At 29.3% G+C, this 17,408-nt stretch carries 12 protein-coding genes; 1 reads left to right on the forward strand and 11 read right to left on the reverse strand.

What is annotated here, in order from left to right; all coding sequences use genetic code 11:
• Window positions 1-235: 235 nt before the first annotated feature.
• From OW730_RS00785 to OW730_RS00830, 10 genes are all read right to left on the reverse strand, one after another.
• Entirely contained in the window at window positions 236-925 is a 690-nt protein-coding gene (locus tag OW730_RS00785) for a hypothetical protein (RefSeq protein ID WP_271227275.1), read from the reverse strand.
• A 275-nt stretch (window positions 926-1,200) separates the two neighbouring features.
• Window positions 1,201-2,430 (reverse strand): hypothetical protein, encoded by a 1,230-nt coding sequence (locus tag OW730_RS00790; RefSeq protein ID WP_271227276.1) that lies wholly within the window; start codon window positions 2,428-2,430, stop codon window positions 1,201-1,203.
• A gap of 229 nt (window positions 2,431-2,659) precedes the next feature.
• The gene (locus tag OW730_RS00795) at window positions 2,660-3,478 is read right to left on the reverse strand and encodes a hypothetical protein (RefSeq protein ID WP_271227277.1); all 819 of its coding nucleotides are present in this window, start codon (window positions 3,476-3,478) and stop codon (window positions 2,660-2,662) included.
• 17 nt (window positions 3,479-3,495) lie between these two features.
• Window positions 3,496-3,666, reverse strand: coding sequence for a hypothetical protein (locus OW730_RS00800; RefSeq protein ID WP_271227278.1), 171 nt, complete (start codon window positions 3,664-3,666; stop codon window positions 3,496-3,498).
• A 282-nt stretch (window positions 3,667-3,948) separates the two neighbouring features.
• Window positions 3,949-4,503 carry a hypothetical protein gene (locus OW730_RS00805; protein WP_271227279.1) on the reverse strand — a complete coding sequence of 185 codons (555 nt, stop codon included), beginning with the start codon at window positions 4,501-4,503 and terminating at the stop codon, window positions 3,949-3,951.
• A 291-nt stretch (window positions 4,504-4,794) separates the two neighbouring features.
• A complete protein-coding gene (locus OW730_RS00810) occupies window positions 4,795-5,133 on the reverse strand; it encodes a hypothetical protein (RefSeq protein ID WP_271227280.1) in 339 nt (112 codons plus the stop codon).
• Window positions 5,134-5,207: 74 nt separating this feature from the next.
• Window positions 5,208-6,230, reverse strand: coding sequence for an RHS repeat-associated core domain-containing protein (locus tag OW730_RS00815; protein WP_271227281.1), 1,023 nt, complete (start codon window positions 6,228-6,230; stop codon window positions 5,208-5,210).
• Window positions 6,231-6,552: 322 nt separating this feature from the next.
• Complete coding sequence (locus tag OW730_RS00820; protein ID WP_271227282.1) at window positions 6,553-6,894, reverse strand: hypothetical protein; 342 nt, start codon at window positions 6,892-6,894, stop codon at window positions 6,553-6,555.
• 84 nt (window positions 6,895-6,978) lie between these two features.
• A complete protein-coding gene (locus OW730_RS00825; protein ID WP_271227283.1) occupies window positions 6,979-13,674 on the reverse strand; it encodes a DNRLRE domain-containing protein in 6,696 nt (2,231 codons plus the stop codon).
• Between the two features lie 349 nt (window positions 13,675-14,023).
• Window positions 14,024-14,827 carry a RelA/SpoT domain-containing protein gene (locus tag OW730_RS00830; RefSeq protein ID WP_271227284.1) on the reverse strand — a complete coding sequence of 268 codons (804 nt, stop codon included), beginning with the start codon at window positions 14,825-14,827 and terminating at the stop codon, window positions 14,024-14,026.
• A gap of 179 nt (window positions 14,828-15,006) precedes the next feature.
• Here OW730_RS00830 and OW730_RS00835 point away from each other — a divergent pair, with 179 nt between their 5' ends.
• A complete protein-coding gene (locus OW730_RS00835) occupies window positions 15,007-15,663 on the forward strand; it encodes a hypothetical protein (RefSeq protein WP_271227285.1) in 657 nt (218 codons plus the stop codon).
• A 59-nt stretch (window positions 15,664-15,722) separates the two neighbouring features.
• On the opposite strand, the gene OW730_RS00840 is transcribed toward OW730_RS00835, so the two are convergent.
• On the reverse strand, window positions 15,723-17,366 hold the full coding sequence (locus OW730_RS00840; RefSeq protein WP_271227286.1) for a glycosyl hydrolase family 18 protein: 1,644 nt from the start codon (window positions 17,364-17,366) through the stop codon (window positions 15,723-15,725).
• Window positions 17,367-17,408: the final 42 nt, after the last annotated feature.

Raw genomic sequence — 17,408 nt, forward strand, 5'->3', positions numbered from 1 at the left:
ATTATTATCCAACAACCTCTTCAATAGTAATCTTTTTTTAATATTCCAATAGTTGCATAACCTAATCCTTTTAAGCCCTCACAAATTAAGGCATTAAGAACCCCTAGGAGAATAATTTCCTTCTTGGTAAATTATTCTCCCCAGAATTCGTTATCAACAAGCATTTGTGTTCAAATTAACTGATAACTTAGTGAGTAGCTTTGCCAACAACCTTGCTTAAAAATACTAGTTTTTATTACTCTAAAATAACAATATTAGTATAAATAATAGAAGTACTATTAAGACCTAAACTTAGTCTATATGCTCTTTTACCATGTAAAATTTCGCTTAATTTCATTAAATATTCTTTCTCTTCTTTAACATTGATACCTGATTTACAGTTTCCTAACATTCCAATAAATACTTCCTCTGAATTAACTCTAATTGCCTCATTTAAATGGAATAAAGTTAGTATAATCTCTGATATAATAATATCTTCTTTTGTTATTTGATTTTCTTTTAATAAATAATCCTTAATTTTTACTAACTCTTCTTTTGGGATTAGTTTATTACATATAATCAAGGAAATTAGCTTATCTAATACTTTACATAATGGTTGATATTTATCACTACAAATTTCTCTAATCTTATAAACTTCAAAATAATTCTCTTTTCCCAGCAATAATTCAAGAATCGCACTTATCTGATCTTTAAAATATATATTTTCCGCCTTACTAATAACATCTTCAACTGATATTTCTTCAACTAAATCTCTTATTTCAAGTAAAATATCATTAATTAATCGATTATTTAAAATTTTATAATCTCCTCTTTCAAAAAAGAAGTTATATTTTTTCTCAGCCCATCCAGTTAATTCATGTATATTTATTTTATCATTCATAAATAATCTTAACTTACCAATTATTTCATTAACATACTCACTCATTACTCTCTCCTTTACTTAACATATATCTTCTTGTACATCATTAATCTTCTATTATCCACCAATGACTTACTCAATACATATTCCTTCAAGTAACATAGGTATTAAAACTTTATCATAGTTATCCATATTTCACCTCATTGTCTTCCTTCTCTTTTAAATTTCTTTCACTACACTCATATTTTAATTAAGTTTCTGAGTTAGCCTATGTATTTCTGGTATTGTTAAATTCTCCACTTCCTCTTGCCATTAACGATGTGGTTACCAATATAATTGCTTCAATAAATAACAATCATATTTTCTTCTTCAAAAACCTTTCCAGTACCAATATATTTATCTACCAAATTTAATGAATTCAAATCATATATACTACAAAATCTTTTTTTATCAATAAACTCATCTACTATTAAATACGTTGATTCTAATACACCTAAAATTCTCTCTTTAGTATCTAATTCTCTTCTATTTTCCCAATCTTCACCTCTCAATTCTATTCGCTGCCTATTTTTTTTATCATATAAGTAAATAAATTCACCATTATTAGTTATTTTATGTAAACTATAATAATCGTTAATCTTCTTTCTTGTGTACTTTTCAGTGTTTATATCATAAATAACTATTTCAAAAAACTCTTTTTCAAAATAATCTACTTTGTAATATATTTTTGTGCCAAATCTTTTGATAAATCTTACTGTTCCTTTTTCATCAATAGATTCAATTTCTTTATATGAGAAATTAGATTTTCCTTCTTTTACTTCATTAATGAAGATATCTACTTCAATTAAATACAAACCATCTATCTCTCCTCTTTTACTTGATGTAATTTTATTATCTCTTTTATACTCAAATACATATTCATGTTTATCTTGTTCTATATAAAGAGCCGAATTAAGCAAAATATATTCTTTATTATTAATTTCAAATTTGATCATTTCTTTAAATCCATGTTCACAAAATTTTTTATTTAATAATTGATAACTCTTTTTTTTATTAATATCATAAATAAATAATTTATACTCATTATCCTTATAAAAACGACTATATCTATCATCACTATCATGAACTTCATCAAGTAAATATGCTATGTAATCCTCTGTAAGTTCAAATGGGTCAATTATTCCTGTTACGTCAAATATGTTAGTTTCTCCTACAATAGGTGTTTCTACAGTGATAATTTTAGTTTCCTTTTCAGTATATAAATCAATAGAAAATAAGGTCATATAATAATTTTTTTCGCATCTTTCGCAAGTTTCATAATATATTTTAGATTGATCATGAGAATAGAAATAATTAGAAATACATTCAGATGTATGAATATGTTCTAATGTTTTAGTTAAAAAATTATACTTATAAAACCCATCATAAAAACAAAGTTTTTTATCTGTACCAAGTATTAACTTATCTGAAGAATGATCCATTTTAACAGTATACAAATATTCTCCATAGCTAAATAATGGTTCAAATATAATAAGCTGATCTTTTGGGTCATTTATATCAATTATTTTCATGCCATACTCCTTTTTTATTTTTTAATATATTAATAATTAAATACTACCATCAATAGAAATTAATTTTCCCCACGAATCATAGGTTATTCCTTTTCCGTCAAAGCTGGTTAGTTTATCCTTATCATTTATTCTTTATAAATATTAAAGACATATTCATCCTAGAATATGCCTTTAATTCCTAGAACCTTTCGGTTCTTTAATCTTTTATTTACAATAATCACCACTTTTGCTAAAGAGTTAAATATCTATCTATAACAATATCTTCAATTTCACGCCAAAACACCCCATATATTTCAATCCCATCCATTGGAATATATTCATCTTTCGGTGTTGGCAAATCTGTATAATTCCCAATAAACTCCAATCTATCATTTGGAATCATTCTTTTCGACGTAGAAATCATTGCAAACAAATACTTAGTTTGTTCTGTAGATTTAAAACTTTTAACATATCTTAATTCAGAAATCTCTTTCTTAGTCTTTGGGAGCTCTGTATCATTTGTTATTTGTATATATACATTTGGAATTACATGACCTGGGTGCCAAATATTTTCAGACTCTTTTCTAATCAATAAATACCTATTAAATAATCCCGCTTTTTTTGCTATCTCACTTTCTAATCTATATGCAAATATGTCTCCAACATTCCATTGACATTTATACAATCTATACTGAGATATTTTTTTTTCTTCTGGCATTGGTGATAGTAACTTCTCTTTTAATTCTCGTAAAACTTTCTCCCTAGTTTTATACTCTTTTTCACTCCCCCCTTCTCGTTTCCATTTATTCAAATTTGAACCATCATCTAAATATTCGATAGCTTTTTCTTTTACATGAGGCAAAAGTCTACCTAAATTCCATTGGGTATCTGCCAATGCAAACCAAAATACTGGTGCTTCATCTTCATCTAGAATAATTTCTTCATTAGAATTTATTAACTCTTCAGTTACTTCCTCATTTGTTTTACCTCGTTTCAATTGATCTTTGTACTCATATCTCACATCTTCTGCTATATCATCCTGATATAATTTGGGACCCCAAATTCCCATACAATATACCTCCTTTACTATTTTCCAGTCCAATTTAATATTTCATTTGATATTTGATTATCTATATAATCTATTGCAAACTGTCTTGCTGCTTTCATATATTTAGTTATATTTTTATTATTAGGCGAAATACCCCTTAATTCTATTAATAGGATCATTATCACAATATATAAACAAATTACCTTCATAAATAGCATCCCCATTAACAAACCTGCCCCACTCTGGGTACTGTTCCTGTTCGTTAAAAGATCAAAGTTGCAAGACTTCGCTTATATAAATCCCTGTCATATAAAAAGTAGTTGAGATTATCTCAACTACTTTCGTTCATATTTTGTTGACACCTCATGGGTCCTAACGAGGGATACCTTGTGCGACTGAATTTACTATAATTTTTTCAATACTTACTGCATTGCTAATAATTCAGTAAGTATTGAAAGATTTTTGTCGTAATTTTCCCATATTATAACCAATTATTTCTCTTGATTTAGTAGCTCAAAAATCTCATTCTTTATTGCTTCTGAAGACATAATACTTGGATTTTTACAAAGTAATTTTATGATAATACTAGTTATCTTTGAAAAAATTACTTGGCTCGACCCTATTAAACCATGTGCTCCTAAATTGAATTCTATAATACCTGAAGGGTAATCATTTATTTCTTGTATAACACTTCTAGCAGTATTCAGAACCACATTAGCGTATTCCAATGGAATACCAACGTGAACTTGGTCTATTTGAGATGCAATGTTATCATTTATGATTTCTCCAGTATTACGACTTACGTTTACTTTTATTTCAACAACTTTATTTTTAGTAGGTGTGTATCTTAAGCCTACTAATGCATAATTACTAGCACCACGTGGTAATGATAATTCTAAAGCTAAATTAGCAGCTTGAATTTCACTATTTGATTTAATTTCAATAAATGAGTGTAGCTGTTGAATTACGTCATAACTCATATTGGGCAACTCATCAATCCATACTCTACCTCTTCTATACTTATCTAAATTATCAAGTATTATCATTAATTTTCCTCTTTCTCAGTTCTTATACCACTAGCATAGTATTTAAAGGTTATACTTTTGTTATTCCCACTTATTCCCCCAGCTGTCTTCCTTTCTGCCATGTATAAGTGTAGTTATCATAAGTTAAAGGATTTCCTATTGCATCATAGGTTATTACTTTTCCATCAAAGCTAGTTAGTTTATCTTTCTGAATTTATGTTTATAAGTATTAAAGGCATATTCATTCAAGAATATATCTTTAATACCTACATTGATTATTTCCTATAAAAATTTATTTTGTAATTATCTCATTTATCGTTTTGTATTTTTAAATTCTATTATAAAAAATATAATGAAATATACTACATACAGCATATGGAGTATTTCTGATGCATATACATTGTTAAAAGTTAGTGATATTATTATATAAGTTATTAGAATTATAAAATTTCCTATCTGCCCTACAATACTTATCAATGTAAACTGATTATCTTTGTAAAAGAAAAAACCAAAAATAAATTTAATTAAATGACTTATTTTTATATAAATTTTATACCCACGTTGTCTAGCTTTTATTATACAAACAACATACCAAATCATAAAATAAAACATTGCTTGTGCAGTTACATTTATATTACTATTAAGATTCATTTTGTTACCTCTTAGTGATATATATTTGATTTTATTTTTATTTCAATATGTTACACATACTATCAATCATAAGATTAACTAATAGAAAATCCCATATCAAATAGGTCATATTTACCAGGATTTAAAGGTAATTTAGTTTTGTTACTAAGTATATCCTTTCCAAATTCAAATAGTTTATATCCGCCAACATACAATTTAGGACCAATAATATTTCCTAATGGAGATGCAACAGCACCCCGAGTTAATGCTTCTGTCGTAGTTATAGCTTTAGTGAATTTTTTTACTGCATAGCTCTTATTTAATAAGTGAATATCTTTTGATATTATTCCTCCGACCCCAAAACCTCTGCTAACTTTTGGTGACTTAGGACTAGGACCTGCAATAACCGAAGCGGCAACACCACTAAGTACACTTTGAGCTACATCTCTCTTAGTAACATTTTCTGTTCCTTTACTCCAAATAGTTCCTACTATACTTGTTGTGGCACCTAAAATACCTGCACCTATTCTTGTCGCACCCAAAAATGGCATTAATGCACCAGATACAAATCCAGTGGCTCCTGATATTAAAACTTCTTTCATACTGAAATTTCCAGTTACTAATCCTTGAGCTGCAGTTATGCCTGCTGAGACAACTGCTCCAATAGCTCCACTAATTAACGAAGTAGCTAACCATACTGGAATGTGTCCACTAGGATCATACTTATTAATAGGATTATTATCACAATATATAAACAAATTACCTTCAAACTTAACATCCCCATTAATAAACCTACCCCACTCGGGGTTATAGTACCTGCTTTGAAGATAATACAGCCCAGTCTCGGTATCATACCTATATCCTCTATATCTATATGGATTTTTATATCCTACATCAGTTTTATCATTAGTTACATCATTATCATCTTTATCTTTTATACTTATTAACTTACCCCAACTATCATAAGTATATTTTACTACTTCAACACCGGTTTCATCAATAAGTCCAATAATATCTCCTTGGGTATTTCTTATATAGAAGTACTCAATACCGTTTAGGTTCATACTTACTAACTTTCCACCTAAAGAATACGTGTAAATATATATTATCTGTTCCATTTGACTCATATACCACCTTATCTCCTTCAAGAAGATACTTTGTTTTAACACCATCTACGTCTTTCTCTGTTCTTATACCACTAGCGTTGTATTTAAAAGTAATATTTTTGTTATTCCTTTTTCATCAAAATTATTAAGTTTATATTTCTCATTTAACTTTTTAATTATTAAAGATATATTCATACAAGAATATACCTCAGACTATTAAAACACCCATGCGTTATTGCATGGGTGTTTCTGAGTAATATGTTTAAATACAATAACATTGTGCAATTTTTATAAAAACTTGAATTTCTTAAAATATTTTTTATGATTATATTATTTATCGTTTTTCTTCTATAAATCCAAATATTACTATAACAATAATAATATATATACCATAAAAAGTCATAGTTATTAAATATGCAATTATTTTGTCTACAACTATAGAAATAATTATATAGATTATGATTATTATTATATTTCCTAATTGACCAATAACACTAAAAAGAGTAAATTTATCATCATCATAAAAGAAAAATCCACATAAGTATTTAGAAAATTTATTTATCTTTATATAATGTTTATATCCATATTGTGTTGCTTTCAATGCATGCACACCATACAAAACTATAAAAATGAGTATTATTTGCCCAGTAGGATGTAAGGGAATATCAAAATTCATTATCTCACCTCAAACACTAGCTTTATTCACATTAATATTTTTGTTTTATCAAATTAAAAATATAAAATTTTCAATTGCATACTTTTAGCCCATAGAAAATCCCATATCAATTAAGTCATACTTTCCAGGTGATAGAGGTAATTTAAGTAAGCTCTCTCCCAAATCATAAATTTCAAATGGCATGGGTCCTATAAAACCTCCTATTGGAGAAGCAACAGCGCTCCGCGTTAATGCATTTGAAGTGGTTATAGATTTAGTGAAACTTTTTACAGCATAACTCTTATTTATTGAGTGAATATCTTTTGTTATTATTTCTCCTAATCCATAACGTCTACTAACTTTTGGAGCCTTAGGGCTAGGGCCAGCAATACGAGATGCAATAACACCACTTAATGCACTTTCAGCTACATCTCTCTTAGTAACATTTTCTGCTCCTTTACTCCAAATAGTTCCTACTATACTTGTTGTGGCACCTAAAATACCTGCGCCTATTCTTGTCGCACCCAAAAATGGCATTAATGCACCAGATACAAATCCAGTGGCTCCTGATATTAAAACTTCTTTCATACTGAAATTTCCAGTTACTAATCCTTGAGCTGCAGTTATGCCTGCTGAGACAACTGCTCCAATAGCTCCACTAATTAACGAAGTAGCTAACCATACTGGAATGTGTCCACTAGGATCATACTTATTAATAGGATTATTATCACAATATATAAACAAATTACCTTCAAACTTAACATCCCCATTAATAAACCTACCCCACTCGGGGTTATAGTACCTGCTTTGAAGATAATACAGCCCAGTCTCGGTATCATACCTATATCCTCTATATCTATATGGATTTTTATATCCTACATCAGTTTTATCATTAGTTACATCATTATCATCTTTATCTTTTATACTTATTAACTTACCCCAACTATCATAAGTATATTTTACTACTTCAACACCGGTTTCATCAATAAGTCCAATAATATCTCCTTGGGTATTTCTTATATAGAAGTACTCACTATCATTTAGGTTCATACTTACTAATTTTCCACCTGAAGAATAAGTATAATAAATATTGTCAGTACCATTTGATTCAAATACCACCTTATCTCCTTCAAGAAGATACTTTGTTTTAACACCATCTACGTCTTTCTCTGTTCTTATACCACTAGAGTTGTATTTAAAGGTAATATTTTTGTTATTCCCACTTATTCCCCCTAGCTGTCTCCCTTTTTGCCATGTATAAGTGTAGTTATCATAAGTGAGAGGATTTCCTATTGCATCATATGTTATTCCTTTTCCATCAAAGCTGGTTAGTTTATCTTTCCAGTTTAAATCAGTGTACTGATAACTATATTCTTTTATTAATGATGGTGGTGTTTCTTCTGTTGTGTACTCATATTCACTTTTACTTAATATATTTCCACCTTTATCATAATTATAAATTATTGTTTTATTTAATACTTTGTTATTTTCTCTTACAAGCTCATTTAAATAATTGTAGAAATATTCAATTGTTCTGTTGTTGCTATCTGTTACAGTTTTGATATTTCCAAGACTGTCATATGTGTACTGTAATGCAGCACCATTATTTGAAATCTCATTTATTATATTTGTTGTTGAGTTTGTAACTTTGCCACTTTTATAACTGTAGGTTACATCATAAATTGATGTTGTTCCTCCATCAGTTGAAATACTTTTCTTTTTTAATCTCTCTAAATCATCACCATAAGTATATGTTATTTTATTATCGCCGTAATTCATATCTGTAAGCTTATTATCTTTATCGTATACGTAACTTGTAGTATACATGTTGTTGTTGATTTTCTGAACTATGCTTTCCAGATTAGATTCTATGTCATAATTATATACTGTACTATTTCCTTGAGAATCGACAACTTTTCCTAGTCTGTCTGCTAGGTCATAGAGATATCTATAAGTAATACCATTCTCATTATCTATATGTCTACCTAGATTACCATTAGCATCATACTCATATTCGTAAGTAGGCTCTGTTTCACCATTAAATTTATCACCTTTTACTCTTTCTTCATCATCAAATTTATAACTTATAGAGTTTCCATTTCCATATGTTGAACCTGTTAACTTACCATTGTTATCATCATAAGTATGCTGTATTAATGATTGATTTCCCACTTTTACTTCTGTTACGTTACCAAATGCATCATATGAGAAGTTATAGATTACATCATTATGTTTAATTGATTTAACTCTGTCATCTTCATAAGTATACTTATTTCCTACATAGTTCTCCTCTAAATAATTTCCTCTTCCATCAGTATTAATTTTAGTAGTATCATTATCACTTAATGCTTCACTTGAATAAATTAATTGATCAATATTACCATTTATTGAATAGCTTCCATTAACATAGCTTCCTATTGTAACACCAAGATTGCTAAAATCCTTAAAGTCAGTTGTATTTCCACTAGTCCCTATTCCATTTAAGAATAAGTCAATGTTTAATTCGCTTCCTTCAAGTTGCCATTTTACTGATAAGGAATACCATTGGTCTGTATTAATAACATCCTCTGTTGTTACAACTGTGTTCCAACTATTATCTGCTCCTCTTACTGCTGCATTAACTTTGTTATCTCCATCAATGTAGACGTTTAACATTTCATTATCGCTTCCATTTGAAGATATTAAATATCTTGTTCCTGTACCAGATGTTTTAAGGAACATACTCATTAATCCTGAGTTTTTGTTTAGTGAGAAATCATAAGTTAATGGATTTCCATCTATTATGTTAAGAACTTCTTTTCCGTTTTCATCTTTTACAAAGGTACTTCCATCAGCTATAGGAACTGTACCCTTACTTCCTGTTGTGCTCCCTTTAAGTGGAAATACTTCACGTTTATCCTTTGCATCTATTCCATAGTTTTCTACTAAGGTATCTATATCATCATAGATTGATAGTGCTGAATTTCCGTCATTATCAATAACAACATCAAGATTATCTCTTTTTTTATTGTATACATAACTCACTGTGTTTCCCGAAGGATCTGTTACTGTTTCAATATAGTTTCCATCTGAAGAATATGATGCTTCTGATTCTATAAATAATGATGTTGTTGTTTTGCTAACATTTGTTTTTTTAGGATTTCCATATTGATCATAAGTAAATGTAGAAACTACATTCTCAGCTGTTGTTGCAGTCAACACATTATGATTATCGTCATAAGTATATGTGAATTTTCCACCTTTAGGTGTTAGTGTTTTTATTAATTCATTTTCTGTGTTATATTCAAAGGTTGACTCTGACTTTGCTAAGTCCTCAGTTGAAACAATATTACCTTCGTCATCATAAGAATAACTCTGACCGAACACTTCTTTATATAACTGCAGTCCATCAAAGTAAGCTAGATTTTCATTTTCATAGTAAAGAGCAAAATAATAGACACTTTTATATGCACTATCCGCAATTGTCATTCCAGATACATATTGCCATTCTGAATAATCTTCATTAAAGCTTTTGAAATCCCACTGGAAAGTACCATCATTACGTTCAATTCCTACACAGAGTGCAAATCTTCTCTCTACATTTGTATCCTGTGTTAAAAATACGGAATCAGCTTTTCCCCATCCTGATATAACAAAGACGTCACCTGAATCACCTGATACATTGACCTTTTGATATAAACCTTTGTGTTTATCTGCTTTACCATCTATTTTCAATACTTTTTTATCAGTTCCTAAAATTGATGGGTAAGTATCATCAGTGATTGTTGTTAGAATATCGCTGCTTTCCAAGTATGTATTATTAACCCAATATTCTGGTAATGTTTCCCCATAGGTTAAATTATTATTTTCTAAAAGATTATATCTATTTGCTAATGTTCCATCTTCAAGTTGTAATGCATCAAAATAGGCAGTTCCTTGTACTCCGATTATACCGACTCTAGTGTAAACTGTGTTTGAAAAAGCATCTGACGGAAAGTTAAGAGTTACTTCATACTGTTGCCATATTGTTGTGCCTGATACCTTCTTACTTTCGACTGTTTGCCATGCTCCTGTAGCATCTTGATAAGTCAAGAAGATTGCAGCACCCTGTTCAGACGTACCTTCACCTACACCTTCTGTTCTAACATAAGCAGAGAAAGTATATTCTTTACCTTTTTCTAAAGTTAATCTCTGACTCATATAATGTCTATCATCATCGTTTGTTTTATTAACTTTTAAGGATTGATTACCAATATACTTTATTGTATTATCAAATGATGCACTTCCTGAAGAATTACCCCATTTATCTTCTAACCATATATCATTTGTTTCTGCATTATGATTTTTAAGGTGATTCATTATAGGTTTTTGTAATTTAGAAGATAATTTAAGTTTATTAGTTTCATTACCTTCTGTTCCATAATCATAGTAAAAAGCATTTCCGTAGTTATCCCTAACACTTTTTGTGTTTCCAAAATCATTATATTGATAAATATTTTGTCTTTTATTGTTATCAGTGAAAGCAGTTGTATTATATCCATATTTTAGCTCTAAATAGTTTCCATCAACTACCTGTTCATTATCATCTTTTCCGCTTTCACTTATCTTTTTAACTTTATATGGAGCTATGTCATAATATTCATACGTTACCTTATAACCATCAAAGTTTTCTGCACTTATAAGATTATTATTGACATCATAAGTATAATTTGACTCTTTACCATCAGGATAAGTAATTTTTGTTAGATTATCTCCTGTATAATAATAAGTTATTTTTCTTCCTGCTGGGTCTGTTATTTCTGTTACTTTACCATTACTAATTGTAAATTGAACAACCTTCCCAGCTCCATCTGTTGCTGAATAAAGGATTGTTCCGCTGTAGCTCAATGTAACTTGATTCCCATTTCTATCTACAATTTTATATAGATATCCTGAAGATGTGAACTTAAGCATATTTTCAGATTTATCTTTAATTACATATCTTTCTAATGTGCTTTGTGAATCTATGGTCATTGAAATATTTAAACCTGATTCATCTATGTACGCATTTTTTGTTTCATTATACTTTAAAAAGTGCCTTGTTCCATCTTCATCTGTATATTCATAACCAGTATCTAATCCAATAGTCTTGTTTTCCACCCTTTGACTTAAGTTAAGCCTCCACCCATTACCATATCCTATATCTATATCCCTATCATTGCTGTTAAAAACATGCCCAATTGATACAGGCATTCTTAATCCACCTGTTGCAACTCCACTATTAGTAAATACTAGGTTTCCATTATTGTCATTAACATATCCTGTTCCTGCTCTTCCAATACTCTGAGAGTGATACGTCCAATACCCTTCAATCCCGGAATGATTTACATACTGAATTATAATAAGTGGTCTCGAATATTCATATATGCCACTTATATCAGAAGAAAAGAACTCTACGTATCCACTGTTTGGTCCTTCATTCTCATTCTGAAGCATAACACCAAAATTATTTCCAGTTGTATACCACTCTCTAACTAAAGAAGTTACATTCCATGAATAAACATTAGAAGTACTTTGAACTAATTGATAATCTTCAACTTTTAAAGTACTTAAGTCTGTTCCCCCTGTTATTGGTTGATTATTCCACTTTATAGTTTGAGATTGCCAATCTGTTGGTACTCTGTAGGCATTTACTTGTCGCTCAGTACTTGTGTTTTGATTCAAGTTTAATCGTAAATCTCCACTAACAATCATATCCCCTGTTTTTATTTCAGTTGGAAGAGTGAACTTTATGTAAGATCTTGTTCTTCCAGTAACGCTTCCATATCCAGTTTCGAGTAAATGTGCAGTACCATAGTTAGTATCTGGAAGATCTTCCCCAACAAAACTATCATATATCTCAGTTACATCAGTTGATGTTATTACTGTTGGATCAATTTTTACTGGATAAGCTCTTTCCGCAGCATTAAGCCACTCTTCATCTGGCTTTAGAGTTAATAAATATCCACCATTAACTTGTTTTAATGTAACATCAATATCATTGCTAAATGCATTATTAGCATCAAACATATGAGATGCACTCATTCTATAAACTTCTTTAGTGTTATCATTAATATCTTTAAATACTATAGTATTATCATTTTTTAAAATAGGCGTTAAGTTTTTAGTATTAAGACTAAACTTGAATACTGGAGCTTCAATTCTATTCTTAATTATTAGATTTTCCTTTATATCTTCTGACCTTGTTATGTACTCTAAATCTACATCTGGGTAAATGTTAGCAAATTTTACTGTTGAAGTAACATTTGATAAACTTCTCTTATCCTCTGGGGTATCCTTCTCAACCTTTTGTGGTTGGACAGAGTTAATATCTGTGGTTTTATTACCAAACAAGCCCTCTAAATTCCCCCATGATACTTCATAATTATCTTTATTTATACGTACTAACTTCTTAGAGTCTGCTTTCTTAGCTATTTTGATTTTTATATCATTGGCCTTATTTTCTAAGATTGGATTATTCTCTTCATCTGTTCCATCAATAAGTGTATTATCAATATCTTCCCATTTATTGTCTTTCTTATAATGTACTGCGTAAGGATAAATTGCTGCCTCATAAGTATAATCCTCCCTTAGAAAATACTTAACATTCTTCTCCCGTTTATCTTTTTCCTCTGAAAGTATTTTAACTGGTTTGTATGCTCTTGATTTCTTTTCAAGAACTGGTTCTATAGCTCTTACCTTTTTTTTATTAACTTCTTGCGCTAGTACAGCTGTTGGTAGGTTTGTAATAAAAAATGCTATAAGTACTAGTATAGAAATCAACCGCTTATTTCTTGAGTTCATAGTTAGTTTCCTTTCTCTTTTGATTTTTGAAGCTTTAGAATTCAGTGATTTTACAAGAATAATTTACTCAACTAATTTTATTCTTCCACATGAATTTGTTTCTAATATTTTTAGCACTTTTAATTAAATTTATTGACTTTATTTCAATTACTTAATTGTTTTCAAGTTAGAATATTCGCAATATTCACCCTTAAATATGCCAACAATACTAAATGAATCCATAATTCACTAAGAATTATTCCTAAATCACACGTATCTTAGGGGAATCCCATAGCCATCAAGAAAGGAAATCTAGGCTGAAAATTTATTAAAAACAAAAAAACCATGTTCAACATGGTTTAATCAAAATTTATTCATTAAGTTTTTCTTTAAGTCTTCTTATCTCTTCATCTTTTTCTTGTATTATTTTTTCATAGCTGCTTTCCATCTCACATAAATTCTTGTTAAGTAAATTTATTAAAGATGCCATTTCATCTGCACTTCCTGCAATCCTATTAAATAGAAGCAAATTTGAAGCCAATACTTCTGGAATTTCCTTATGAGAATATCTTAATTGATGATCTATCTCCCCATATCCTTCCTCAAATATTGTTCTAACTTGAATCTCAGCTATAACCTTCTCATTGGTTGGATAAAACTCTATAAGGTAGTGAACTGATCTGTACCCTGATGGTCTAGACTTAATCTGTATATCAAGATCTTTAAACCTCTTTGTATCATCACCATCTCTTACATTTGCAGTTATCTCAATAACCTTCCATGTATTTAGGATAAACTCATGTATCATTTCCCAATCTTGTTTAAAAATATGTATAGCTCTTATTCCTATTAGGTCATTGATTTCATTTTTATAATTTTCAACTGTAAATTGAAAGTCATCTCCATACTTTTCTTTTCTCTCAGGAGTCTTTCTAATAATCTTTTCAATTAACCTTACTGAACTCTTTACTCTAGACTTTACACTATGAATCTTGTTGTGTGTTCTTAAAGTATTTGCTATAAAATCGGCTTGTCTTTCATAGGTCTCTTTATAGATATTGTAATCATTATATATATCATTTAAAACATCTAAATCAATATTATTATTTATAATCTCTGCTTCTGCATAAGGATATTTTCTTAAAAAGTCTTCTCTTGAAAGTTCTTGCTCCATAGAATCCACCTACCCATGTGTAATCTTATTCTTTATTATTATATCCTATAATACTGATACATGAAACTTATAAAACATTGTGATTTAATGAAATAGATAAAAAACATAAAACAAATAATACATATTATGTTATAATATGTATTATTTGTTTTATTGAATTGATTTAGGAGGTTTAGAGTGTGAAAAGAAGATTTTTATGTCTAACACTAGCAATAATACTTAGTTTGAGTTTTTCATCTATATTACTACATGCTGAAAATACTAAAAGTTTTAAGTATGATGAAAAGAAAATTAAATCTATAAAGTTAAATAAATCAAGTAGAAATGTTAACTTTAAGGAAATTAAAGTACAAGCTACTTCAAAAGATAAGGAAAATTTAAAATCTGAATCAAAAGAATTTAAAAAAACTGAAAAACTTGTACGTAAAGCTAAGAAAAAATATCCTTTATTAAAAGAAAATGAATTAATTGAGGTTAGAATTTATATAGATTTTGATCTATCTGACTTTGAGTTTCAAAAAATAATCTCTGAAAATTTCGGAACCGAATTTAAGATGAAAAAACATATTAATGGTCAATTTGATTGTGTTGTTAATAAAAAGCAATTAGCGATGTTAGAATCAATTGATGAAATATTCTTAATTACAACTCCTGATGAGGAATATGAAGTTATTGATACTGTTGAAGTAAATGAAGAAGGTAAAGCAACAAATGAATCTTATGATCAATCTGCACTAAATGCAGCAAATGAAACATTAGGAATCACTAAGTCTCTTCAAACTTTTAAATATACTGGTGATTCATGGATTCAAACTGGATATATTAATCTAAATTAGATCAAAAGACGTGAAAAGTTGCTTTCACGTCTTTCTTTATATATGATTATAAATGAATTTTACTTATCATAAAAATCCTCATTCTCATAACCCAATCGCCAACCAGCACCACCTTTAAGCTTGTAATCCTTAATCAGCTTAATTCTCCACTGAAGAGATTCTTCATCTTCAAGCCATATTTTATGCTTAAGTCTTACTGTTTTAGCTCTGTCATACTTATAATAAGTTAAAACATTCTGCTTTGAACTTTCATCATAAGCTATTGAAATGTCTTCTCCTTCTTTCATGATTTTATCTATGTCTTTTTGTCTTACCCTATCCACACCTACTACCAATTCTCTTTTATCTCCAGGTGTTAAGAAAGTAATAAATTCTTCCTTTAAATATCCTGACCCTTCACCAACTTTAACCTTATACCATTTATCATTCCCATCCTCAAAGTAATCTTGAGTGACAAATTGCTCTCCATATGTCAATGTCTTTATTACCTTGCTTGTTTCACTTGGCTTTTCATATAATGCAGCTTCCTTACCGCTTACTACTCTTTTAGTTACAATAACTGAGTTAAACTCACTATCACCTTGTACAACGGCAAAATCCCTTGTGTAGAAAGGTATTGCAAGAATCAGCTTATTATTTGGAACTCCTTTATCTAAAAGAACATCTACTCCAAACTTAACCCATGGATATGATGAAATTGACCCAGGATCTTCACTATTAATTCCCCTTTCATCATATGCCATAAACATGAATGCATCTGTATATGGCTCCAGTTCTGTAATATTAATAAAATCAAAATATGCAGATCCATCATAAGGATATGCCACACAGATCATTATTTCTTTATCTCCAATAGTGTTCTTCAATTTCTTAATAAAGTCAGTAAATCCCTCTCTATTTTGTCCACCTAAAGCTTCAAAATCTATAATGATTTTATTAGCTTCAAGCTCATCCAATGAATTTGAGATTTCTTCAATTATTTTACTCTCTTTTTCTTCATCACTAAAGAATTCTCCTATATTATTAACAAAGTCCTTAAATGATCTATGAATCCCTTGATCCCACACTACATGGATCGTCGGTATAAGTTCATATCCATTATTCTTCAATGTAGTCATATATTCATCATTTATAACCTTCTTCAAGCTTTCAAATTTTCCATCCTTATAGTTAAAAAAGTATGTTAGAGGGCTTATACTTCTAAGAGTCTGATTCTTAGCTTTTCTATTTACCACACTATCATCATTTAAAATTCCTGCATAAGCATCATAATTTATAGCAGCTTCCCATCCAATAAAATTACTTAACTCGCTCATTGAATATTCTTCTGTTTCAAAAGAGAATGAAACCTCTTCTCCTAATGTTTCTTCATTAATACCTTTTACCCCTTCCCCAACAAAAAGAGTATAGCTTGTACCAAATCTGTATTCTTTTACTGGAGAAACCTCAACTGTTTTCTCATCTATTATTTTTGTTGTTATATCAAGTTCATTTCCATCTTTATCTTTTAATTTTACTGTATCCTTATTGATAGATTCTTGTATAAAATTCTTAGAAAATGTTATTCTCCACACCTTATCTATAGGAACCTTCTTATCATATTTCATTTCTCTTATTTGAATTCCATAGACAGGTTGTTTCATTCCCATAAATATAGCCATGCACATTACAAAAACCGCCATAACCCTCATGTATTTCCCCATGAATCAGCACCTCTTTTCTTCAATATTCTTACATTTAATTAT

Origin of the sequence: Oceanirhabdus sp. W0125-5 (genome assembly GCF_027938815.1) — a bacterium.
Lineage (GTDB): Bacteria > Bacillota > Clostridia > Clostridiales > Clostridiaceae > Oceanirhabdus.